General features: G+C 71.1%; 22 protein-coding genes, 1 tRNA gene and 1 pseudogene. 16 read left to right on the top strand and 8 right to left on the bottom strand.

The window, feature by feature from the left end:
• The first annotated feature begins 106 nt into the window (after window positions 1–106).
• The 6 genes from ACZ4MF_RS18115 (at window position 107) to ACZ4MF_RS18090 (ending at window position 3963) form a co-directional block, all read left to right on the top strand.
• Window positions 107–388, top strand: a complete 282-nt coding sequence (locus ACZ4MF_RS18115) for a hypothetical protein (RefSeq protein WP_467492965.1) — start codon at window positions 107–109, stop codon at window positions 386–388.
• 339 nt (window positions 389–727) lie between these two features.
• Window positions 728–1219 carry a DUF5949 family protein gene (locus tag ACZ4MF_RS18110; protein WP_467492964.1) on the top strand — a complete coding sequence of 164 codons (492 nt, stop codon included), beginning with the start codon at window positions 728–730 and terminating at the stop codon, window positions 1217–1219.
• Complete coding sequence (locus tag ACZ4MF_RS18105) at window positions 1219–1803, top strand: vitamin K epoxide reductase family protein (protein ID WP_467492963.1); 585 nt, start codon at window positions 1219–1221, stop codon at window positions 1801–1803. The genes ACZ4MF_RS18110 and ACZ4MF_RS18105 overlap by 1 nt, the downstream gene beginning before the upstream one ends.
• A gap of 126 nt (window positions 1804–1929) precedes the next feature.
• A complete protein-coding gene (locus ACZ4MF_RS18100) occupies window positions 1930–2451 on the top strand; it encodes a hypothetical protein (protein WP_467492962.1) in 522 nt (173 codons plus the stop codon).
• A gap of 193 nt (window positions 2452–2644) precedes the next feature.
• Entirely contained in the window at window positions 2645–3169 is a 525-nt protein-coding gene (locus tag ACZ4MF_RS18095) for a tyrosinase family oxidase copper chaperone (RefSeq protein WP_467492961.1), read from the top strand.
• On the top strand, window positions 3166–3963 hold the full coding sequence (locus ACZ4MF_RS18090) for a tyrosinase family protein (protein ID WP_467492960.1): 798 nt from the start codon (window positions 3166–3168) through the stop codon (window positions 3961–3963). Before ACZ4MF_RS18095 ends, ACZ4MF_RS18090 begins: the two co-directional genes overlap by 4 nt.
• A 135-nt stretch (window positions 3964–4098) precedes the next feature.
• Here ACZ4MF_RS18090 and ACZ4MF_RS18085 read toward each other — a convergent pair whose 3' ends face one another.
• The 3 genes from ACZ4MF_RS18085 to ACZ4MF_RS18075 form a co-directional block, all read right to left on the bottom strand.
• A complete protein-coding gene (locus ACZ4MF_RS18085; RefSeq protein WP_467492959.1) occupies window positions 4099–4392 on the bottom strand; it encodes a chaplin in 294 nt (97 codons plus the stop codon).
• A 138-nt stretch (window positions 4393–4530) separates the two neighbouring features.
• Window positions 4531–5490, bottom strand: coding sequence for a D-2-hydroxyacid dehydrogenase family protein (locus tag ACZ4MF_RS18080; protein WP_467492958.1), 960 nt, complete (start codon window positions 5488–5490; stop codon window positions 4531–4533).
• Window positions 5491–5870: 380 nt separating this feature from the next.
• Window positions 5871–5943: transfer RNA gene (locus tag ACZ4MF_RS18075), tRNA-Arg, on the bottom strand.
• Between the two features lie 273 nt (window positions 5944–6216).
• Here ACZ4MF_RS18075 and ACZ4MF_RS18070 point away from each other — a divergent pair.
• The 4 genes from ACZ4MF_RS18070 (at window position 6217) to ACZ4MF_RS18055 (ending at window position 12586) form a co-directional block, all read left to right on the top strand.
• Window positions 6217–7824, top strand: coding sequence for a dynamin family protein (locus ACZ4MF_RS18070; protein ID WP_467492957.1), 1608 nt, complete (start codon window positions 6217–6219; stop codon window positions 7822–7824).
• A 3-nt stretch (window positions 7825–7827) separates the two neighbouring features.
• Window positions 7828–10113, top strand: a complete 2286-nt coding sequence (locus ACZ4MF_RS18065) for a GTPase (protein WP_467492956.1) — start codon at window positions 7828–7830, stop codon at window positions 10111–10113.
• A 306-nt stretch (window positions 10114–10419) separates the two neighbouring features.
• Window positions 10420–10917 carry a single-stranded DNA-binding protein gene (locus ACZ4MF_RS18060; RefSeq protein WP_467492955.1) on the top strand — a complete coding sequence of 166 codons (498 nt, stop codon included), beginning with the start codon at window positions 10420–10422 and terminating at the stop codon, window positions 10915–10917.
• A gap of 262 nt (window positions 10918–11179) precedes the next feature.
• Complete coding sequence (locus tag ACZ4MF_RS18055; RefSeq protein WP_467492954.1) at window positions 11180–12586, top strand: Cys-Gln thioester bond-forming surface protein; 1407 nt, start codon at window positions 11180–11182, stop codon at window positions 12584–12586.
• 76 nt (window positions 12587–12662) lie between these two features.
• Here the strand turns inward: ACZ4MF_RS18055 and ACZ4MF_RS18050 are convergent, their stop codons facing one another.
• Complete coding sequence (locus ACZ4MF_RS18050) at window positions 12663–14708, bottom strand: multicopper oxidase family protein (protein WP_467492953.1); 2046 nt, start codon at window positions 14706–14708, stop codon at window positions 12663–12665.
• 139 nt (window positions 14709–14847) lie between these two features.
• On the opposite strand from ACZ4MF_RS18050, the gene ACZ4MF_RS18045 reads away from it, so the two are divergent.
• Entirely contained in the window at window positions 14848–15138 is a 291-nt protein-coding gene (locus ACZ4MF_RS18045) for a ribosomal protein L7/L12 (RefSeq protein WP_467492952.1), read from the top strand.
• A 443-nt stretch (window positions 15139–15581) separates the two neighbouring features.
• The gene (locus ACZ4MF_RS18040) at window positions 15582–15986 is read left to right on the top strand and encodes a nuclear transport factor 2-like protein (RefSeq protein ID WP_467492951.1); all 405 of its coding nucleotides are present in this window, start codon (window positions 15582–15584) and stop codon (window positions 15984–15986) included.
• 696 nt (window positions 15987–16682) lie between these two features.
• On the opposite strand, the gene ACZ4MF_RS18035 is transcribed toward ACZ4MF_RS18040, so the two are convergent.
• The 4 genes and pseudogenes from ACZ4MF_RS18035 to ACZ4MF_RS18020 form a co-directional block, all read right to left on the bottom strand.
• Window positions 16683–17240, bottom strand: a complete 558-nt coding sequence (locus tag ACZ4MF_RS18035) for a hypothetical protein (protein WP_467492950.1) — start codon at window positions 17238–17240, stop codon at window positions 16683–16685.
• Window positions 17241–17574: 334 nt separating this feature from the next.
• The gene (locus ACZ4MF_RS18030) at window positions 17575–17988 is read right to left on the bottom strand and encodes a hypothetical protein (protein ID WP_467492949.1); all 414 of its coding nucleotides are present in this window, start codon (window positions 17986–17988) and stop codon (window positions 17575–17577) included.
• Window positions 17989–18665: 677 nt separating this feature from the next.
• Window positions 18666–18920: pseudogene (locus tag ACZ4MF_RS18025) on the bottom strand (GntR family transcriptional regulator); the annotation flags it as partial.
• Window positions 18921–18928: 8 nt separating this feature from the next.
• Window positions 18929–19153, bottom strand: a complete 225-nt coding sequence (locus ACZ4MF_RS18020; protein WP_467492948.1) for a hypothetical protein — start codon at window positions 19151–19153, stop codon at window positions 18929–18931.
• Window positions 19154–19600: 447 nt separating this feature from the next.
• On the opposite strand from ACZ4MF_RS18020, the gene ACZ4MF_RS18015 reads away from it, so the two are divergent.
• The 4 genes from ACZ4MF_RS18015 to ACZ4MF_RS18000 all read left to right on the top strand — a co-directional run bounded on the left by ACZ4MF_RS18015 (window position 19601) and on the right by ACZ4MF_RS18000 (window position 22923).
• A complete protein-coding gene (locus ACZ4MF_RS18015; RefSeq protein ID WP_467492947.1) occupies window positions 19601–19858 on the top strand; it encodes a hypothetical protein in 258 nt (85 codons plus the stop codon).
• A gap of 291 nt (window positions 19859–20149) precedes the next feature.
• Window positions 20150–21814 (top strand): energy-dependent translational throttle protein EttA, encoded by a 1665-nt coding sequence (gene ettA, locus ACZ4MF_RS18010; RefSeq protein WP_356022932.1) that lies wholly within the window; start codon window positions 20150–20152, stop codon window positions 21812–21814.
• Between the two features lie 6 nt (window positions 21815–21820).
• Complete coding sequence (locus ACZ4MF_RS18005) at window positions 21821–22249, top strand: acyl-CoA thioesterase (protein ID WP_467492945.1); 429 nt, start codon at window positions 21821–21823, stop codon at window positions 22247–22249.
• Window positions 22246–22923, top strand: a complete 678-nt coding sequence (locus ACZ4MF_RS18000) for a DUF8185 domain-containing protein (protein ID WP_356022928.1) — start codon at window positions 22246–22248, stop codon at window positions 22921–22923. The genes ACZ4MF_RS18005 and ACZ4MF_RS18000 overlap by 4 nt, the downstream gene beginning before the upstream one ends.
• The last annotated feature ends 1 nt before the right edge of the window (window position 22924 follow it).

Genomic DNA, 22924 nt, shown 5'->3' with positions numbered 1-22924 from the left:
GGATCTCATATGTCTTCTCGGTGCGGGGTTTCCGGTCCGGCCGGATGTCGTTAGGCACGGCGTCAGAAATCCCCGGGTGACGTGAGTTGCCGAAGAAAGGAACACGATGAAGTCCCTGAAGGCTGCCGCTGTCGTTGCCGGATCCGTGGCCCTCGTGGGCGTCGCCGCGCCCGCGTTCGCCTACACCGCCACCGACGTGACGCCCACCCTCAACGGCGCCGTCAACCAGCTCTCCAAGGGCTCGATCACCCTCGACGATTCGATGCCGCTCCAGCACCAGTCGGACGCGCTCGACACCGAGAGCAAGGGTTCCATGCTCCACACGGTCAAGGGCGCCACCGGCGCGGTGAACCAGCACACCCCGCTGCTCGGCGGCCTGCCCCAGTAGACCCGTATCCCGCGGGTCGTCGGTTCGTGTGCGGTGAGGTCCGGGCCGGTGCGCGGAACGGGGGCTTCGGCGTTGGACCGGGTCTGGCGACGACTTCCCGGTGCCCGCGGCCACGCTCTCGCCGCCCGCGTCGACAGCCCGTGCCCCTCCGCACCGAGTGCTCACCGGGCTCCTGCCTGGGCGGTGGACGTCGCCGCCCGGACTCGGGCGATCGCCGGCGAACGGCGCCGATCCCTTGTCACCGCCTTCCCCCGATCGTGTGGAGCGGTGGGCGGGGCAGTGGTCCGGACGGGTGAGCAGCCGCCCGGCGGACCGCGGAGGCGTCGATACGGTCGCGCGGTGACCTCGGCCTCAAGCGCCCTCCGCCCCGCCGACCTCGGCACGCTCGTCCTGCTCGCCTGGAGCGGTGAGGCCCCCGACCGCGGCGACATGCCGTATCTGCCGGCCTACTCCCTCGGAGACGCCGAGGGCGGCCCGCAGATCACCGCGGCCGCGGTCGAGCACCTGCTGACCGACAACGAACTGCCGGTCGGCGGCGATCTGGTCGACGGCAACGACCGGCCCGGACTGCCCGTCAGCCCGCACGTCGAGGCCGGCCAGGCCGTCGTACGGATGCCGCAGCTGGTCGCCCAGGCCGACGCGCCGCCGGACTGGCTCGCCGCCGTCAAGGAGCGCGGCTGCGCCTGCCTCGTGTTCACCACCCGTGCCTGGCCCGAGGGCCGGCCCGGCAGGACCGTCGAGGCGGCCGGCCTCGCCGCCTTCGCCGGCGCCGACGAGACCCTGAACGCCGCCGCGCACATCGTGCTGCCGGCCACCAGCAGGCGGCGCTGATGCCGAGGGCCCTGGCCGGCGACAGGGGGCTCGGGCTGCTGCTGGTGATCACCGGGGCGGCCGGGCTGCTCGCCTCCTGGGTCATCACGCTCGACAAGTTCAAGCTGCTCCAGAACCCGCGCTTCGTCCCCGGATGCAGCCTCAACCCGGTGGTCTCCTGCGGCAGCGTGATGAAGAGCCCCCAGGCCTCGGTCTTCGGGTTCCCCAACCCGATGCTGGGCCTGGTGGCCTACGGCGTCGTCGTGTGCGTCGGCATGAGCCTGATCGCCGGGGCCCGCTTCCCCGGCTGGTACTGGCTGCTGTTCGAGGCCGGCTGCCTGTTCGGCGTCGGGTTCGTCTCCTGGCTCCAGTTCGAGTCCCTGTACCGGATCGACGCGCTGTGCCTGTGGTGCTGCCTGGCCTGGGCCGCCACGATCCTGATGTTCTGGTACGCCACCTCGCTGGTCGTCACCCACGGTTACCTGCCCGCGCCCGCCTGGCTGAAGCGGTTCCTCGACGAGTTCACCTGGCCGCTCCCGGTGCTGCACATCGGGGTGATCGGCATGCTGATCCTGACCCGCTGGTGGGACTTCTGGACCAGCTGAAGAGTGGACAAGTCGACTGTTAGGGCAATTACGGCAGCCGGGCGAATTGTGAACAGAAGCGGTTTTCGGGCTCGTTACGCGGTACGGACGCCGAACTCCCGCATCCTGGAAGGGACCGTACCTGACATGAAGTCGACCACCCGAGGAACCCTTGCCGCCGTCCTCACGGGCGTCGCGGCCGCCGTGGGTGCCGCAGCCACCCCCGCAGCCGCCGTCGGCACGGTCCCCGTCCCCGTGCCACTGGACGGAGCCTCCAGGGTCCTCGGCACGGAGGTGCCGCAGGCGGGCCTGGAGGTGCCGGTGCCGCTGCTGATGCCGACCCCGCCCGAGGGCCCGCGCTTCGTCCCCGGCCACCTGATGCCCGAGCGCACCCTGCCCGAGGTGCCGTTCAACGGCGCCCTGCCCGGTGCCCACCTGCGCACCCCGGTCCCGGACGTCCTCGGCGGCGGTGCCGACCACGTCGGCGTCACCCTGCCCGCCAACCCCCTGCGCACCATGACCCCCGGCGTGGCCATGGACGCCCCGCTGACCCGGCCCAGCGTCGCCAACCACGGCCTCCCGTCCCTCCAGGAGCCCGCCCTCGGCGTCATCGCCCCGGTCCTCCAGACGGTCACGAACGGGGACCTGTCCACCGGGCCGGGACTGTAGCGCCGCCGTCCCGAGGCCCCCGCACGCCCCGCATCCCCGTACGCGCCACAACCGTCGGTGCCCGTCCGGCCCTGCTCCTCCCCACCGGATGGCCCCAGTGCGGTGACCCTCCGCGCCCCGTGCCGGTTAGCCGGTACGGACATCCGGTCATGGCTGTCCGGACACGGACAACCGAATCCCCAGGGAGCGAGCGATGGTCGTCGATGCGGGCGCAGTGGCGGTGGGCGCGGGGCAGGGGTCGAGTGCGCAGGCGGGGCCGGCGAGAACGTCGCGCAGAGAGGCGGCCCGGGGGCTGCTGGCCTCCGCCGCCGCGCTGGCGCTCGCCCCGGTCGTCGCCGCCTCCCGGCCCACACCCCCGGTGCGGGCCTTCGACGGCACCTCCTTCGACGAGGTGTACCGGGGCCGCCGCATCCAGGGGGTGCTCGTGCCGGCCGCGGTGAGCGGGGCGGACGAGGACGACTGGCGGATCGTCATCGACGGGCGCCCGCTGCATCTGATGCGGCGGGCGGACGGCACCTGGCTGAGCATGGTCGACCACTACACGTCGTACCGCACGCCGCTGGAGGCGACCCGGGCGGCCGTGGACGAGATGGGCCCCGGCCAGCGGCTGCGCGAGGACGTGGCGCCGGGCCCGATGGGCGCCGGCGACGCGGGGACGGGGGCCATGGGCGGCATGGAGGACACGGTGGCGGGGGGTTGGCATGGCGTACCCGGGTGAGGACGTCAGCAGGCTCAGCGCGAGCGAGCGAGCGAGCGGCGCCGGTCGGTGAACGCCGTGCTGGAGCTCGAACGGCGCGGCGAGTGCGACGAGTTCGCGCACACGCATCGACCGCTCCACCCCCGATCGGCGAGACCGGCCTGCGCATCGCGCACAAGGCACCGTCCTTCCCGCCCCGGCACCGCCGCTGCGTACGGCAGCTGAAGCCGGAGCGGGCGCTGCGCCGCGTCGACTCCTCGGTGACGGTGACGGTGCCGTACCGGGACTGGACCCGCGACCGTACGACGGCCTCGGCGCCCCGGACGAAGGACCTGCCCGGCGGCAACGGGCGGTGCTCCGACCGGCAGGTGACGTACGACCGGGGCGTTCGCGCACGCGGCGGGCCGCTGGACCATCGACCACCAGGAGGGACATCCAACGGGCGCTCGACGGTCCGGTCCACGACGTGCGCCCCGGGACTCGACTCGACCGTCACCAGGGGCTTTCGCGACGCGCGGGAGGGGCGGGGGCGGGGCGGCGGCAGCGCCTGCCTGCACACCCGTAACCGGCGCACCGCTCGGTCGGCGGCGCGATGCTCGGCGGCACGTCGGTCCACGCCCCGGTGCTCTGGCCGCACCACGCTCTCATCGTCCTGCGGTGGCAGCGCGGGCAGAGCTGGCAGCGGGCGCACCGCGAGTACCGCTGCCTCCCGGCCGAGCCGCCCGGTGCGGCCGGCGACCGGCACGGTCGGGCCGTCGGCCGGTACGCGAAGCTCCCGCCGTGGGACGAGACCCCGGACCAGATGGAGGACCTGAGCCGGATCCACCGGTACGCATGCGTCCGCCCGCGGGCAGGGGAAGAGCCCCGGCGCTCGGAGTGTGTGCCGGGGCTCTTGGGTGTCCGCGGACCGGACGGTCGTGCCGGTCGGACGATCCTGCTCGTCGGCCTGATCAGTGGCCGTCGTTGGAGTCGCCGTAGCCGGGGTCGCCCTGCTTGCCCGTCTCGCTCACGTTGACACAGGTGTTGCCGAAGGCCGGGTTCAGCAGGGCGATCACGTTGACGGTGTTCCCGCACACGTTGACCGGGACGTGGACGGGGACCTGGATCGCGTTGCCGGACGCGACACCCGGGGAACCGACGGCCGCGCCCTCGGCTCCCGCGTCGGCGAGGGCCAGGCCGGCCCCACCGATCACCACGGCGCCGGTGCCGAGAGCGACGACGGCTGCCTTCGCGATGCGAGACATCACGTTCTCCTTATGCGTTGCTCGGAAAGAGTGCGGCGGCAGACCAGCTGCCGCACTCTCCGTTCAACGGCGCCGCGTGAGGGTGGTCACGGTGATCGTCCGGGGATCACCCTTTTATCGTCCGGTTCCCTCGTGGCCTCAGGGCAGCCGGCGTACCGGTGAGCCGGCCAGATACGCCTGGATGTTCTCCACGGCCTGGCCGTAGTACGTCGTGTAGTTGGCCCGCGAGACATAGCCGAGGTGGGGCGTGGCGAGCAGCCGGGGCGCCGTGCGCATCGGATGGTCCGCCGGCAGCGGCTCGACGTCGAAGACGTCGACACCCGCGCCCGCGATCCGTCCCTCGTGCAGCGCGGCCAGCAGCGCGTCCTGGTCGACGACCGAGGCCCGGGCGGTGTTGACCAGGTAGGCGGTCGGCTTCATCAGGGCCAGTTCGGCGGCGCCGATGAGGCCGCGGGTGCTGTCACCGCCGGGCACCTGGACGGACACGAAGTCGCTCTCGGCGAGCAACTCCTCCTTGGACGCGGCCAGTTCGACTCCGTGCTCCGCGGCCCGCTCCTTGGTCAGGCGCGGACTCCACGCGCTGACGCGCATGCCGAAGGCGAGCCCGACCCGGGCCACCCGGCCGCCGATCCTGCCGAGGCCGAGCACCCCGAGCCGGGCGCCGTGCAGGTCGACGCCGACGGTGGACTGCCAGGGGCCGACCGTGCGCAGCGCGGTGTTCTCCTCGACGATCCCGCGGGCGAGGCCGAGCAGCAGCGCCCAGGTCAGCTCGGCCGGCGGGATGCCCGAACTCTGCGTGCCGCACACGGTGACGCCGTACTGCTCGGCGGCGGCGTAGTCGATGACGCTGTTGCGCATCCCGGAGGCCACGATCAGCTTCAGCCGGGGCAGCCGGGCGAGCAACGACCCGGGAAACGCGACGCGTTCGCGCAGGGTGACGACGATGTCGTACTCGGCGAGTGCCGCGGCGAGCTCGTCCTCGCCGGCGAGATGCCCGCGCAGCGCGACGACCTCGACCTCCTCCTCGACCACCGACCAGTCGGCCAGCGCGGCAGCCACCCCCTGGAAGTCGTCCAGCACCGCACAGCGAAGTCGCATGTCGACTCTCCTTTCCCCGCCGCGACTGTAATCCCCGACCGGTTCTTCGAAGGGAGGCGAGGGTGGGTGCGGCGGAGGGGGCGACGACCGGGCGGCACCCGCGTGGGGCATGTGTGGCGCGTGCGGCAGGTGAGGCGTTCCGGCACACCCCGACGGCCGGCACCCCACGAGCACGGACGAGATCGTTCGGGTTGGCCGGGAAGCGCTGCTGGACCGCGTCGAGCACCGCCTGGAGGAGGCCACCCGGGACGGAACGGGCGACCCGGAACCGGCCGAATCCGTCCCGCCCTCTGTCCGCCGGCAAGCGGAGACGATCTCCACATCCGCCCACCCCGCCTCTGGCCAGCAAAAGGCCCTCCCGAGGGAGGGCAGGGCACGGGCGCCCCCGGCAGGACTCGAACCTGCGGCCAAGCGCTTAGAAGGCGCCTGCTCTATCCACTGAGCTACGGGGGCCTGGTGGCGGGATCAAGGATAAAGCTCCCTGTTCCTCGACCCTGTCGCTTCGCCTCCGTGGCTCGATGTGGAGGTTCGGTGAAGCGGTCCTGATAATCGCAGGCAGGTACGAATCGTGCATCGCTTTTGGCGTCCGACGCACCGGGTGTTGTGCACTCGTTATGCCTGGACTGCGCCCGCGTCCCAGTCGTCCCTTCTGCCGGTTCTGTTCCGTCGGCACGCAGACATGTCCATATGCTTCAGAATTCCCCTAAAATTGGGCATTCTTCGCATGTGGTGACCTTGGACGTTCGGCCTCAGCTGCTCGACACACTCTCCGCGCTGCGCGACCGTGTCGCCGCCGCACGCTTTCCGCTGCCCCTGGCCGGGGCCCCACGCGCGCGTGCCAACCGCGACGAACTCCTCGCCCAGCTCGACGACTATCTCCTTCCTCGCCTGCGGGAACCCGAGGCGCCGCTGCTGGCGGTCGTCGGCGGGTCCACCGGTGCCGGCAAGTCGACGCTCGTCAACTCCCTCGTCGGCCGCAGGGTCAGCGAGGCGGGCGTACTGCGGCCGACGACCCGGACACCGGTCCTCGTCTGCCATCCGGAGGATCAGCACTGGTTCCGCCGCATGCGTGTGCTGCCCGATCTCGCGCGCGTGTGGGAGCCCCGGCAGGAGGCCGCGGACGATCTCCTGCTCCCCGGCGAGGATCCCGCGCGCGTGCTGCGTGTCGAGACCACCGAGACGCTCCCGCCCGGAATCGCCCTCCTCGACGCCCCCGACATCGACTCGCTGGTCGCCGACAACCGTGTCCTCGCCGCCGAGCTGATGTGCGCCGCCGACATCTGGATCATGGTCACGACGGCCGCCCGCTACGCGGACGCCGTCCCCTGGCACCTGCTGCGCACCGCCAAGGAGTACGACGCCACCCTCGTGACGGTCCTGGACCGGGTGCCCCACCAGGTCGTCTCCGAGGTCTCCCGGCAGTACGGCGCCCTGCTCGCCAAGGCCGGGCTCGGCGACGTACCCCGCTTCACCGTGCCGGAACTGCCCGAGTCGGCCTGGGGCGCGGGCCTGCTGCCCGCCACCGCCGTCGCGCAGCTGAAGAGCTGGCTCGTCCATCACGCCCAGGACCCCGCCGCTCGCGAGCAGGCCATGACCCGTACCGCGTCCGGCCTGCTGAACTCGCTCAAGTCCCGCATGCCCGAGCTGGCCGGTGAGGCCGCCGCCCAGTACGCCGCCGCGCTCCGGCTCACCTCCGCCGTGGAGGCCGCCTACGACAGCGAGCACGCGCGCGTACGCGACCGGCTGCAGGCGGGCGCCGTACTCGCCGGGGACGCCCTCAAGCGCTGGCGGGCCTTCCCGCTGGACTGCGGCGCCGGGGAACTCCTCGACGCGCTCGTGGAGAGCCTGGCGGCTCTGCTGCTGTGCTCCGTCACCGCGGCCGACGAGCGCGTCGACGAGGCCTGGCGGCGCGAGCCCGCCGGAGACGACCCCGCCCTCGCCGCCGGGGATTCCACCGTGGAGAGCACCGAGCACCGGATCGGCCTCGCCGTACGGCGCTGGCGGCGCGAGCTGGAGGAGTACGCGGAGGAGGAGTCGCGCGACCTGGAACGCAGCGCCGCTCCCGATCCGGAGGCCGTCGCCGCCCTGGTCGCCACCGCGCTGCTGGGCGGACGCCGGGCGCGGACCGCGGGCGAAGGGCTCGCCGAGCGGCTCGGCGCCCATGGCGCGCTGCGGCTGCGCGACCGGGCCGGACGGCTGCTGGGCGAGCGCGTGGACCGCGTCATGCAGCGCGAACGCGAACGGCGCCTCGCCCCGCTCGACGCCCTCGACGTCCATCCCGAACCCCAGGCCGAACTCATTGCCGCGCTGTCCGCACTGCTGAAGGAGAGGTGACCGGTGACCGCCGTCACTGACCAGGACCACACGGATCACACCGACCACATGGGGCGCACGGGGCGCACGGGGCGTACGGAACGCACGGAGCACGACGGCAACGCGCGCGGGGAGCCGATCGAGAGGGCCGCGGACGGCCGGGCCGGCGTCGGCGACACCGACGGCATCAAGGGCGCCGGAGGTGCGGACACGGCGGTCGAGACCGCCGTACGTGAGCCGTACGCGCGCGTGGCGGACTTCGCCGACACGTACGAGGACACCCGTCACAGCAATCACAACAATCACAGCGGTCACGGCAGCCGTGCAGGTCACGTCGATCGCGATGCCTACGAAGACGACGAGGGCGAGGACGAACGGGGCGAGGCGCACGAGAGGGGCGGCCCGGCCGGCGCCCCGCCGTACCAGCGCCGGCTCCCGCCGCCGCACCCCCGTGTCCCCACCGCACCCACCGCCCCCGCCACCCTCACCGCGCCCTCCCCCCGCGACCCCGCCGCAGGCGCCGGTCCCGAGGCGGTACGGCCGGCCGAGTCGGCGAAAACAGCCGGGTCGGCGGGGCCGGGGGAGCCGGGGGAGTCCGGGGAGCCGTGGGGCGACGGGCTGATCGCCCGGCGGCTCACGGAGGCCACCGCCGCCGCCTTCGCCGCCGAACGCGCCTCCGTGCTGGACGGCGGCGGCCGTGGCTCGGGCGGCCAGATCCCCGCCCCGCTGGCCTACGACGGCACGCTGCGCTCCCGCCTGGACGCGCTGCGCGAGCTGGTCGGGCTCTCCCGGACCCGGCTGGACAGCAGCACCCTTGCCGAAGCGGGCCGGGTCCTGGAGGAGGCGGCCGCCCGCCGGAAGCTGTCCGGCCGGCACACCGTCGTCGCCATCGCGGGCGCGACCGGCAGCGGCAAGTCGCAGCTGTTCAACGTGCTCGCCGGAGTGGCCATCTCGGAGACCGGGGTACGGCGTCCGACCACGGCCGCGCCCATCGCGTGCAGCTGGAGCGACGGCGCCGCGAGCCTCATCGACCGGCTGGGCATCCCGGGCCGGCTGCGCCGCCGTCCGCTGCACACCCCGGAGGGCGAGGCGCAGTTGCGCGGGCTGGTCCTGGTCGACCTTCCCGACCACGACTCCGCCGCCCCGGAGCACCGTAAGCAGGTCGACCGGATCCTGAGGCTGGTCGACGCGGTGATCTGGGTGGTCGACCCGGAGAAGTACGCCGACGCCGTGCTGCACGAGCGCTATCTGCGGCCCATGGCCGGCCACGCGGAGGTCATGTTCGTCGTCCTCAACCAGGTCGACCGGCTGCCCGGGGACGCCGCCGACCAGGTCCTGGACGACCTGCGGCGGCTGCTCGACGACGACGGCATCGCGCTCGGCGAGCACGGCGAACCCGGCGCCACCGTACTCGCCCTGTCCGCGCTGACCGGCGACGGCGTCGATGAACTGCGCGATTCGCTCGGCCAGTTCGTGGCCGAGCGCGGCGCGGCGGCCCGCCGGGTCGCGGCCGACGTCGACGCCACCGCGTCCGGGCTGCGGCCCGTCTACGCCGCCGGGCAGCGGACGGGCCTCAGCGAGGACGCGCGCGAGGAGTTCGCCGCGCGGCTCGCGGACGCGGTGGGCGCCACCGCGGCGGGCGAGGCCGCCGAGCGAGCCTGGCTGCGCAACGCCAACCGGGCCTGCGGCACGCCCTGGCTGCGGCTGTGGCGCTGGTACCAGCATCGCGGTGAGTCCACCACCGGCCGCCACCTCGTGCGGGCCCAGCCCGACGAGGAGGCGACGGCCCGCCAGCGCGTGGAACAGGCGGTCCGTACGGTGTCCGACCGGGCCTCGGCCGGGCTGCCGGCGCCCTGGGCGCTGGCGGTGCGCGAGGCGGCCGTACGCGGGTCCGAGGGGCTGTCCGAGGCACTGGACGAACTCGCCGAGCGGGCCGGTCTGCCGCCGGGGCGGCCGCCGCGGCCGGGATGGTGGCCCGCGGCGGTGCTGGTGCAGGCGGCGATGACGCTGTTGCAGGTCGTGGGCGGCCTGTGGCTGGTGGGCCAGATCGCCGGTGTCATGGCGCCCAACCTGGGGGTTCCGGTGCTGCTGATGGTGTGCGGGATCGTCGGCGGGCCGCTGGTGGAGTGGGGCTGCCGGATGGCCGCGAGAGGCCCGGCACGGCGCTACGGCCAGGACGCGGAACGGCGATTGCGCGAGGCGGCCGCGAGCTGCGGGCGGGGCCGGGTGCTCGATCCGGTGGCGGCGGAGCTGTTGCGGTACCGGGAGGTACGGGAGCAGTACGGGCGGGTGGCACGGGCCAGAGGGTGAGCGAAGGGGGGCGGTGGGGGGCGAGGAGGCCGACAGGGGGGGGCGAGGACGGGGCGGCGGTCCGGCGGTCCGGTGGTCCGGCGGGGCAAGGTCCGGCGAGGTGCGGTCACCCGTGTGGGTGGCGGCGTTTTCCACAGGCGGGGTGGTCCTCCACAGCGTTCAGCGGGCCCGGCCCGGCGGCGGCAGTCTGGGGTCTCGGCGGGCGCGGTTCACAGCGCGGTCGCCGAGACACAGCCGTACGGGACGGGCCCGTAGGCGTGCTGCCCGCCGGCCGCAGGAGGCAGGGCGGGGGAGGGGAGCGAGGACATGAACGAGACCGTGGTCTGCGTGGTGGGCAACGTGGCGACCCAGCCGGTGTACCGGGAGCCGGCGTCGGGTCCGTCGGTCCGGTTCCGGCTGGCGGTGACCTCCCGCTACTGGGACCGGGAGAAGAGCGCCTGGACGGACGGGCACACCAACTTCTTCACGGTGTGGGCCAATCGCCAGCTCGCGGTCAACGTGGTCGCGTCGGTGGAGGTGGGCCAGCCCGTCGTCGTCCAGGGCCGGCTGAAGGTGCGCACGGAGGTGCGCGACGGGCAGCAGCAGTGGGCCTCGGCCGACATCGACGCCGTGACGATCGGCCACGACCTCGCGCGCGGTACGGCGGCCTTCGTGCGCGCGGCCAAACCGGAGGCACAGTCGGCGGTGACGAGGCCGGAGCCGAACTGGGAGACACCGCGCCCCGCGGACTCCCCGGCCGGGACCGAGGCCGGGACCGGGCAGGAGCAGCGTCAACAGGACCTGGAACCAGCCATGGTGACATGACGTCAGTGGCCGAAACAGGTCGCGCGGCCCGGCTCCGCCCGGACGCCCAACACCCCGTACGAACCGGTGGATTTGTCGATATGACCAGCTCATGGACGGTCCCGGCGATAACGATTACGGATCGGATCGACCATCGGAACATCCGACCGGCAGGAGAGGCCCCATGTGATCCATAGGATGCCGGGCATGCCCCCCCGGGGCGCCGATTCTGCTGGTGGGACCTCCCCCCACGTCCAACGGGTCCTGCTCGAAGGGGAATTCTGTGCTTGCTGCGTTCTCTGGGTTCCACCGGTCCGCCCTCGCGGAGCGCCTGGCCGCCGCCGCGACGGTGTCCGGCATCGTGGCGGCCGGTGTGCTGTCCGGTGCCGGTACGGCCGTGGCCGAGGGGACACCACAGGCCCAGGGCGGCGCGACGGCCACGATCAACGGCCTCAAGACGTACGGCGAGGCCGTGGTCCACGAGACCGGCGGCGACCAGCGGGTGCAGGCGGGCCTGTTCGAGATGTCCGTCGACGGCGGCGGCACCCTGCAGACGTACTGCGTCGACCTGCGCACCCCGACCCAGCGCGACGCCCCGTACCAGGAGACGTCCTGGAGCAGCACCTCGCTGGGCACCAACAAGAACGCGGGCAAGGTCCGCTGGATCCTCCAGCACTCCTATCCCCAGGTCAACGACTTGGTCACGCTCGCCCGCAAGGCGGGTGCGGGCAACCTCACCGAGCAGGACGCGGCGGCCGGCACCCAGGTGGCCATCTGGCGGTACTCCGACGGCGTGAAGGTCGACGCCGTCGATCCGCAGGCCGAGAAGCTCGCCGACTACCTGGACCGGAGCGCCCGCGCCCTCGCCGAGCCGCAGGCCTCGCTCACCCTGGACCCGCCCGCCGTCTCCGGCCGGCCCGGCGTTCCGCTGGGACCGGTGACCGTGCACACCAACGCGGCCAGTGTCGCGGTCGGCCCGCCGGCGGACGCGGCCATCAGCGGGGTGCGGATCACCGACAAGACCGGCAAGGCGGTCACCACCGCGAAGAACGGCAGCCGGCTGTACTTCGACGTCCCCGAGGCCGCGACGGAGGGCACCGCCCAGCTGACCGTGCAGGCGTCGACCACCGTGCCGGTGGGCCGCGCCTTCGCCTCCGACAGCCGTAGCCAGACCCAGATCCTGGCCGGTTCCAGCGAGTCCACGGTCTCGGCGACGGCGAGTGCCACGTGGGCGGCCGAAGGTGCCATACCGGCGGTGTCGGCGCACAAGAACTGTGCCAAGAGCGCCGTGGACATCATCGCGTCCAACAACGGCGACAAGCCCTTCACCTTCGAGCTGATGGGCGCCGAGCACACCATCCCCGCGGGCACCACCCGCACGGTGTCGGTCCCGCTCCAGGAGGACCAGGCCTACGACTTCACGATCACCGGCCCGAACGGCTTCAGCCACCGCTTCAGCGGCGTCCTCGACTGCAAGACCCAGGGCGCGATCACGACCCAGCAGGCCAAGGCCCACAACGCCCCCCGCCCGGCCACGGTGGGCGGCACCACGGCCCCCGACACCAACCTCGCCACGACGGGCGGTTCGGCGATCACGCCGCTGATCGCCGGCGCGGCCATCGGCCTGGTCGTCATCGGCGGCGCGGTCCTGGTCGTCCTGCGCAAGCGGGAACAGACCGACGGATCATGACCACCGCCGCCCGAGAGGGCGGCAGCCGGTCGGCGCGATGGCTTCGGGTCGGCTTCGGATCACTCCGCACGCCTCGTCAACCTCGACTGCCCCCGTCAACCCGTCGACCCGTCAACCGCGACCGCCCCGGGCCTCCGACGCGGAACGGCCGCATCATCTCGTTGTCCTCGTGTTCGGCGAGGTGGCAGTGCCAGACGAAGCGACCAGGAATGTCGAACCGGGCCTTCACCCGGGTGACTTCTCCCGGATACGCGATCACGGTGTCCTTGGAGCCGCACTCCCAGCTCTCCGGCGGAACCGGTGATCCGTTGAAGGGCTGCCGGTTCACCACCTCGAACGCCACCTGGTGGATGTGGATCGGGTGGGCGTCTCCGGTGAAGTTGTGCAGCTCCCAGATCTCGGTCGCGTTCAGCCTCGGGTTCTCCGTGACCGGGTCGGCCCAGCCGAGCAGCACCGGACCGCCGGCGGCGTCGAGCGTGCCGAGCAGGGTGTGGACCGGTGAGTCCGGCGGCACCAGGGGGCTGCTGGAGGTCACTTCGTTGAGCGACAGCCGACGGGTGACGCTCGCCCGGCCGAGCGGCCCGCGCCCGGGCAGCCTGAGCCGCTCCGGCGGGACGCTCCTTTCCCTGCCCACCAGCGGGCCGACCACGAACTTCAGCACCTGCCCGGTCGTGGCCGGATCCGCCACGGGGAAGTCCACTCCCGGCTCACCCCGTCCGAAGGGCTGGTCCGCTCCCTCGTTGACGAGGTACAGCTCGGTGCCTTCCGGGATCCCGGTGAAGTCGACGACGACGTCGGCCCGCTCCGCGTTGGCCAGCAGCAGCCGCTCCAGCCGTACCGGTGCGGGCAGGAACCCGCCCTCGTTGCCGATCTGCCAGAACGGCACGGCCGAACGCGCCGGACGGGCGGCCGGACTGTCCGCGATCTTCAGGATCAGGAACCGGGCATTGCATCCGTTGAGGAAGCGCAGCCTGTAGCGACGGGGTTCGACCGTGAGCTTCGGCCAGGTACGGCCGTTGACCACCATGGTGTCGGCGAAGAACTCGGGGTTCCAGCTGGGGGACACGTCCGTGGTGGGGAGGTACGGCCCCGCGAACCCGTCGAAGAATTCCCGGCTCGCGGGGTAGAACAGCGAGCCGTCCGAGTGGAAGGAACGGTCCTGGATGGCCAGAGGGATCTCGTGGTACCGGGTGCCCGGTGGATCACCGGCGGCGGGAGCCGGTCCGGGCAGGACCCCCTCGGGCAGGTCGCACTCGCCGTCGCGCAGCAGATAGAACCCGGCGAGTCCGGAGTAGACGTTGAGCCGGGTCATCCCCAGCGCGTGATCATGGAACCAGAGAGTCGTCGCCCGCTGGTCGTTGGCGTACTGGAAGGTCGCGGTGCCCGGCTCCCATGCCACACCGTGCGCACGGGCGGACTCCTCGCGGAACTCGTCGTAGAACGAACCCACGGCGGCGAATCCGGACGGGATGTTGTTCGCGTGGGGCAGATACCACGCCTGCGTGTGGCCGTCGCTCTCCTCGGTGGAATGGCCGCCGTGCAGATGAGTGACGATCGGCACGGGACCGGTGTACACCCCCGGCGTCGAGGCGAACACCGGCCGGGAATCACGCCCGGTTCTGCCGCCCGGCGGGTTCGCCCAGTGCAGGGTGGGATCGACCGCCAGTACGTGCGGGCGGAACCGGCCCGTACCGTCGACGAGATCGTTCACCCACGTGACGCGGACAGGCCGGTGGGCCGTGGCCTCGATGGTGAACGAGGGGTAGTGGAACGTCCTTTCGTCCTCCAGCGAGCCGTATCCCCACACGGTGGTGGGCGGCAGGGGGGGTGGCAGGACCTGCTGGGCGAACTGCCGCACGCCGATGACGTACGTGTCGATCGTGCCGGTGCCGTGCCCCTTCGGGCGGCGAGCCTGCGGTATCACCGGCGGGATCACCAGCTCCGTGACGTATTTCGGGATGGTCGTGGGGTCCAGGGCGGGAGCCAGGATCCCGCCGCCGTTCTTGACGCTCCGGGCCCCCGCGGATTCGTCCGACAGCGCCACCGCCCCATCGGGTGCCGGAAAGAGCGCGGCCGCCCCACCGACGGACCCGGCCTTGAGCAGGTCTCTTCGCCCGATCATTTCTCCCGCCTTCTGCGCTCCGAAGACGTCGACCCCTTACTCACACAATGCTATGCGGCGGATACGTTATGTAATGCCCTGATGTCCCGTGTGTCGCCGGCCGCCCTCCGCTTCCCGGATCGATCTAGGATCGTCTGTCATGGACATAGTGGAACTCTTCCTCGTACTGGGCCTCTTCGCCGGCATCGCGGCCGTCCAGAGCCGTCTCTCCGGCATGGACAAGCGGCTGGTGCGCATCGAGCGCCGGCTCGCTCTGGTCGCCGACCGGCTGGGACTGGAGGAATCGGACGAGGAGCGCGCGCAGCGAGATCGGGTCGAGGCGCTGGTGCGCGAGGGCAAGCAGGTCGCGGCCATCAAGGCGTACCGCGAGATGACCGGCGCCGACCTGAAGGAGGCCAAGGACGCGGTGGACCGGATGGCCGACCGCTAGCCGCTCACGGCCCCGCCCGGCCACGCCATCGGCAGATGCCGGTAAAATCCCAGGTCAGAGCCCCGGACCAAACGGGTTAACACCCAGGGCTGGCAGTCAGGCAAGATGGGGTGTTCCTTGCCAGGGGAGGGCATGAAAAGGCCCCTCACCAGCGGTTTCGTCGCCAATGAGGGGCCGTGTCAGGCGGCCTGGGCCGTCCCTGGGCCGTCGGTCGGGGAGGGGTGCTTCAGGGGCCGATCGCGGGTGGCTCGCCCGCGACGCTTCCGAGACCGAGATCGGCGCGCATGACGGGCGAGTGACGGTGACTCGACGCCGTTGCCAGGGAAGTCGGCCGCCCTTCCCAATCCAGCCAAAGGGAGGACTTCGCAGCTCATGTCCGCCTGGCCCCAGCCTGGCTGCGGCCCGGAGTGCCTAGGCTGGCACCGCTACGGAAGGACGGTGCCATGGATGCTGACTCCCGGACCAGGGCCGCGATTGAGGAGCACTGGCGGGCCTCGGAACGCGGGAACACCGAAGCCGAGCACGCCATCTACGCCACAGACGCAATTCTGGACTACCCGCAGTCAGGTGAGCGGTTCCGGGGCCGAGCGACGATCTTGACGCAACGCGGCGGACATCCGGCCGACCGTCACTTCACCGTCCAGCGGATCACCGGCCATGCGAATCTGTGGGTGAGTGAATGCGTCATCACCTATGACGGTGTGCCTTCGTACTCGGTCAGCATCATGGAATTCGCTGACCAGCACGTGGTGCACGAGACGCAGTACTTCGCCGACCCCTTCGGCGCGCCGGCCTGGCGGGCCGCGCTCGCGGAGCCGATGCCGGGCCGGACCATCGCCGGAGCCTGATTCTTGGCCTGGCTCGGCAATTGCGGGTTCGCCGAGTCAGGACACAAAGACCCTCATCGGCAGGTTTCCCGCCGATGAGGGGCCAACTCAGGCAGCCTCGGCTGTCTCCGGGCCGTCATGAGCGTGACCGGCGGTCCGGTACATCGCGGAGATGGCTTTCCGGGTTCGGGTCTCGCTGGACGGCATGAGGTGCGTGTAGACGCGGAGGGTGAACCCTGGGTCGCTGTGGCCGAGGCAGAGACTCAGGGCCTTGATGTTCTCCCCGGCGTCAAGGCACCCGGCTGCGCTCCGCTCCGCCGGGCGCGCTCCCGGCTCCGCCGCGGGCGCCGCTCCTGCCTCCGGCCCGCTCCGCCCGCGCTGCGCCGACGCGCGCCCACGCGTGGACAGGGCCGGGGCCATGAGTCGATCACCGCACATCGCGGCCACGGTCAGGACAGTGCCTCCGGCGGGGGATCGGCCGGCACCGGGATGGGAGGGAGCGCCGTTCCCGACTGCGGGTCCGTAGTGGCGTGCGCGGGGTGCTCCCATCCCGTCCACCGTCGACCCAGGCAGAGCCGAGCAGACGCGGTCCGTGGCGTCCAGGTCGTTCGTACAGTGGCGCGCTCCACCTGGACGCCAGGAACCACGCCCGCTCCACGGTGTGTGGGTCGACGGCGGACGGGAAGGGAGCCGGGGTGAGTGGTGGGTTGAGGAAGATCAGTCTGCTGCCTCGCGTGAGGGTGGGAGCAAGAGGTCGCGCTCCGGGTGCTTCTCCCCGGTGACTTTCCCCTGGATGCCCAGATCTTGTCGGGCCGCTTCATGGAAGGTGTTGATCGCTCGGAACGCGGCGCGATGCCGTTCCCGCCATTCGCTGAGGGTCCCGGTGATCTTCTCTGTAGCCTGCCAAGTGATCTCGGAGAGCAGTACGTTCAGTTCATGGCCGGCCTCGATCGCATCGTCACAGCCGAGGAGCATGACCCGCTCGAAGGCAGACCCCCATCGTCGGCTCGCTTGAAATAGGTCCGCGCGAAGCTCCTCCTCAGACCTGTGCTCTTCGGCCAACCCTTCTTTGGCCTCGTACACCCGGACGCAGGCGGCGATGCGCCACTTCACTGCGTCCATGTACGCCGCATACGCCTCGACCTTCTTGTCGTCCCACCGAGTCATGAGTTGGTAGCGATTCTTACTCCGCTCCATCAGGTGGTTGGTGACATGGGTAGACAGCGCGCCAACGAGGACGGCCCCTATCGTCACAAACTGCTCGCCTGTCCCCATCTGGTCCCCCAGCCTCGAACACCTCACGATGACCGGATGATCTTACGAACGCTCGTCGTCGGGTGTGATGGAAAGGCCGAACAAGCTGCACGGATGCGACGGGCCGATGTGTCAAGAGGGGCCCTGGCGCCTGACACCGACAGGCAGGGACAGCGGCGGTCAGACCCGGTTCTCAGCGGACGCCCAACGAGGGCCGGAAGCGAGTTGGCCGGTGTCGTCAGCTTCCCGTGATCGACCTGATAAGGATGGGCACAGACCTCAAAGCTTCGGCCTCGCGGGGGCACCGTCCCTGTCGGCCGGCGCTCCGCCTTGACCAAGGTCGCTCGGCGCAGTGCTAGTAGTTTCTCCGACGCAGGCATTGCGCGAAGAGCGGCACCGACAGCAGCAGGAGGGCTCCTTCAACGGCCAGACTGACCAGCCCGAGCGGTTCCGTCCAGTTGCCGATGTCGTCGCTGTAGTCGGGCAGTCCCGGGCCCCTGGAGAGGATGTATCCCAGCAGGGGGCCCACGGCGACCCCGGCCGCCAGCAGCCACCCCGGTCGGACGAGACCGACGAGAAGCAGCGCGGCAGCTACGACGGCAGCGATCTCCAGGACGTGATAGGCCACACCGATGTAGTGGGGGTCCCTCGTCGTCGTGACGCCGCCTTGATCTTTGACATGGATGGCGCCCACCGCGAGGCACAGCAGAGCTCCCGCCAGCCTGGCCGCCCAGGTGGCCTCCGGCCCCCTCGCAGTGTGCTGTGACATGGGGGGCACCCTTTCCCTCCGGCAGCAATGTGGCGCCGCGCTTCCGACATACGGTCGGGCTTACGGACCGACAGCGCGCCGCACTGGTGTCACGTCCAGCCTCGGCGGACTGCTGCTCGCCGTCGCCCCCGACAGCGCAGACGAGTGACGCGGAAGGGGCGCGTCGCGGACAGCGCTCCTCAACCAGGCGAACAAAACACGCTTGACGCACAAGCCCACGTCAGCCTTCACAGGCCTCCGCGCAGCCTGTATGAATCGGCGTCTTGATCGTTATCGGGGGTACGAGCAGATCCTGGACATGCCCCTCATCTGCTGGAACCCACTGTCTCGACCAGGCTGGAGACCTCAGCCGCCACAGCGCTCATGGTCCACGAAGAGGCCGTGCCAGTCGCGTGCCAAATCGTGCGGGGAGCCACGGGGAACATCGGGGAATCAACGGACCCGCCCACTTGGCGTAGGCAACCTTCGCCGCAGGTCAGCGAGGCAGCGATCCCTAGATCACCTCAGCTTCCCAAGCTGATGGCTCAGGTGCGCGCGGCGTATCGCTCTGGCCAGCAAACGACGCAGCAGGGAGAGAAGCCCCGGGACGGAAGCGATGAGGCTCGGTCGCCGCCAGGAGGTGATCGCGGCTTTCGGCTGCCATCCCGAGTTGCACCGCCTCGATGTTGTCCGCCAGGCGGGTCCAGCGTGCCCCATCCGCCGATGTATGTGATCTTGCGGAGGGGGCGGCGAACGAAGTTCCCCTTGCCGTGGATCTTCTCGACGAGACCTTCGCTCTGAAGCACCGCGAGAGCGCTCCGCAGCGTCGTCGTACTGACCTTGTATCGGCTGGACAGTCCGGACTCTGACGGGAGGCGTTCGCCGGGCTTGATGCGACCGGTCGTGATCTGGTGCCGGAGGTCATCGGCGATGTCGTGATGGCGAGCGGCCATGGACCCGATCACCGCCTTCTCAATACCCGCACGGCGGCGAGCCGGGTTCGCGTGTGCATGGTCAGCAGCTCGCCCGACTCGAAGAGGAGTCGCTTGGCGCCGTTGGGCAGTTGGAAGAGGTTGCCCACACGGCATGCCCGGCCGCCGACCTGGATGATGTCGCCGCACTGAACAGTAGTCGTGGTGACCTCGACGTTGGATACCAGTGCGCCGCCGGGGACAGGAGCGTTCACCGCTGCACCTCCCTGGTCGTGGACTGGTCGTACGTCGAGTGACATGGGCAGTCGCACGTCCCGTGGACAACCGGCAGGTCGACGGGTGCCGGGGCGGGGGAGGACTCCGCGCAAGCGCGGTGCGTACCGATCCGGCAAGCGGTCGACCGGTGGGAGGCAGCCGAGACGTCCTCGATGTGGGGCTGTTTTGACGGGAAGGCATCAGCGGACCCTCGCCAGGGCCGACCGGGCTTCAGCCGGCAGATGGGAAGCGACGACCATCGGGCGCGGCCGTACTCGTCCTTCCCAAGCCAGCGCGTACGGGCGGACGAGCGCGTTTTCCTCACCCCTGAGCGGGTGGCGATGGTTCGCGGTGTCGGTAGCCCGGCCCAGGGCGACTGCCGACGCGCCAGCGGACGCAGGCAAGGCCGGGGCTGCCAGTGGTCGGGAAGGAGTTAAGGGGCGGCGGTGCCTGCCCTTGGGGCCGTACCGCGCTCTGGTGAGCGAGACGGCACGGCGGATACGGTTGAGCACGCTACTCAGCTCCTGTCCGCCGATTTATGGCGGGAGGTCTTGGAAGCGGTGGCGGACGCCGATCGGTTCGGTCTCGTCGCCACCAGCCTGAACGGCCGCACTCTCTGGTCGGTCGTACGCAAAGCGGTCCCCACGACGGGCGATGCCGGGGGACCTGCCATCAGCGGTCGTACGGCGCCCCGAACGGGATGAACGGACCGTCGACGTCGAGGAAGAGGATGGGGCGCTCTGCTGTGCCTGTCACAGCGGCGCGGTAGCCCCGGAGCGGCGAGGGGACTCTGCTTCCCGGGCCGTCCCTGGGCCGTGCGAGGGTGCCCGAGGCCACTCGGCAGCGACCGACAGTGACAGACGAGCTACCGTCGTCACCGTAGAAACCCCAGGTCAGAGCACCCGGATCAAACGGGTTAACACCCAGGGCTGGCAGTCAGGCAAGATGGGTTGTATCTGCCCACTGCCAGATTTCAAGCTGCCGGACGGTTTCTCTTGGCTGAGTTCATTTACACCATGCGCAAGGCGCGTAAGGCGCACGGCGACAAGGTGATCCTCGACGATGTCACCCTGAACTTCCTGCCGGGGGCGAAGATCGGCGTCGTCGGTCCGAACGGTGCCGGTAAGTCGACCGTGCTGAAGATCATGGCAGGGCTGGAGCAGCCCTCCAACGGCGACGCCTTCCTGACGCCGGGCTACAGCGTCGGCATCCTGCTCCAGGAGCCCCCGCTCGACGAGGCGAAGACCGTCCTGGAGAACGTCCAGGACGGTGTCGCCGAGATCAAGGGCAAGCTCGACCGGTTCAACGAGATCGCCGAGCAGATGGCGGTCGAGTACACCGACGCCCTCATGGACGAGATGGGCAAGCTCCAGGAGGAGCTCGACCACGCCAACGCCTGGGACCTCGACGCCCAGCTGGAGCAGGCCATGGACGCCCTCGGGTGCCCCCCGGGCGACTGGCCCGTCACCAACCTCTCCGGTGGTGAGAAGCGCCGCGTCGCGCTCTGCAAGCTGCTGCTGGAGCAGCCCGACCTGCTGCTCCTCGACGAGCCCACCAACCACCTCGACGCCGAGTCGGTGAACTGGCTGGAGCAGCACCTCGCCAAGTACGACGGCACCGTCGTGGCCGTCACCCACGACCGGTACTTCCTCGACAACGTCGCGGGCTGGATCTGCGAGGTCGACCGCGGCCGCCTGCACGGCTACGAGGGCAACTACTCCAAGTACCTGGAGACCAAGGCCACCCGCCTCAAGGTCGAGGGCCAGAAGGACGCCAAGCGCCAGAAGCGGCTCAAGGAAGAGCTGGACTGGGTGCGGTCGAACGCCAAGGGGCGTCAGGCCAAGTCCAAGGCCCGTCTCGCGCGCTACGAGGAGATGGCCGCCGAGGCCGACAAGATGCGGAAGCTGGACTTCGAGGAGATCCAGATCCCGCCGGGCCCGCGGCTCGGCAACATCGTGGTCGAGGTCGACAAGCTCAACAAGGCCTTCGGGGAGAAGGTGCTCGTCGACGGGCTCTCCTTCACCCTGCCGCGCAACGGCATCGTCGGTGTGATCGGCCCGAACGGCGCCGGCAAGACCACGCTGTTCAAGATGATCCAGGGCCTGGAGACCCCGGACTCCGGCGACATCAAGGTCGGCGAGACCGTCAAGATCTCGTACGTCGACCAGAGCCGCGAGAACCTCGACCCCAAGAAGACGCTGTGGGAGGTCGTGTCCGACGGACTCGACTACATCAACGTCGGCCAGGTCGAGATGCCGAGCCGCGCGTATGTGTCGGCCTTCGGGTTCAAGGGCCCGGACCAGCAGAAGCCGACCGGTGTCCTCTCCGGCGGTGAGCGCAACCGGCTCAACCTGGCGCTGACCCTGAAGCAGGGCGGCAACCTGCTGCTCCTCGACGAGCCCACCAACGACCTCGACGTGGAGACCCTGTCCTCCCTGGAGAACGCGCTGCTGGAGTTCCCCGGCTGCGCCGTGGTCGTCTCCCACGACCGGTGGTTCCTGGACCGGGTCGCCACCCACATCCTCGCCTACGAGGGCGAGTCCAAGTGGTTCTGGTTCGAGGGCAACTTCGAGTCGTACGAGAAGAACAAGGTCGAGCGGCTCGGCCCGGACGCCGCGCGTCCGCACCGTGCCACCTACAAGAAGCTGACCCGGGGCTGATCGATCTTGCGGCACATCTACCGCTGCCCGCTGCGCTGGTCGGACATGGACGCCTACGGCCATGTCAACAACGCCGTCTTCCTCCGCTACCTGGAGGAGGCCCGCATCGACTTCATGTCCCGCCGGGGCGACGAGTCGAAGGACGGGTCGGTGGTGGCACGCCATGAGATCGACTACCGCCGCCAGCTCGTCCACCGGCCCACGCCGGTGGACATCGAGCTGTGGGTCACGCACATCCGGGCCGCGTCCTTCACCGTCGCCTACGAGGTGAAGGACGCGGACGCGGTCTACGTCCAGGCCTCGACCGTGATCGTCCCGTTCGACTTCGAGAACCAGGCTCCGCGCCGGATCACCCCACAGGAGCGCGAGTTCCTGAAGAAGTACACGGACGACACGGACGAGACAGGTGATGGCGGGGAGGCCGTCGCGGCATGAACGTGCTGCACCTCGCCGACGAGACGGAGGCGGCGGACCTCGCCGCCTTCCTCTCCCGGCTGCTCCACTACGACCGTGGAGCCGCGGTGCGCCTCCAGGCGGCCGGCACGGCACTCGCCGTCTTCGGCCGCCCCCCGTCCTTCGAGGTGCTGGCCGTGCGCGCGGTGCGGCTGGCGAAGCCGTACGAGGACGGGCTGGAGGTCACCCTCGACGTGACCGTCTCCGCCGGTGAGCTGCTGGAGTCCGTGGACGAGCGCGCGGCCACCGCCGCCGTACCGGCCGCGGTCACCGGTCCGCCGTGGGCCGGGGTGCTGCCGCCGCGCGGCGGCTGGCGGCCCGAGCCGGGGCTGCCCGTCCCGGACGCGCTGCGGGCGACCGTCGCCGCCGCGGTCAGCGAATTCCGGTCCCGTACCGAGGAGTTGGGGCCCGAGGGGCGTACCCGCGCGGAGCTGGACCGGATCGGGCGGGACATCTGGTCCCGGGAGATCGGCCCGGCCGGCCTCCCGGTGCGGGCGGTGCACGCCGCCCAGTCCCTGGGCTTCCTGCGGCCGGGCACCGAGGCCGCCGACACCGGGCTGTTCTCGTCCGGGGCGTGGCTGCGGCTGCGTACGCCGTACGGCTCCGTCGCCGTCCGCAGGGCCGGGCTCGGCCCGCTCGGCGTCAGCGTCCGCTGAT

Source organism: Streptomyces sp. NPDC025793 (genome assembly GCF_055558375.1).
Note: the sequence above shows the minus strand (reverse complement) of the source record. Positions and strands in the feature narration are given on the sequence as shown.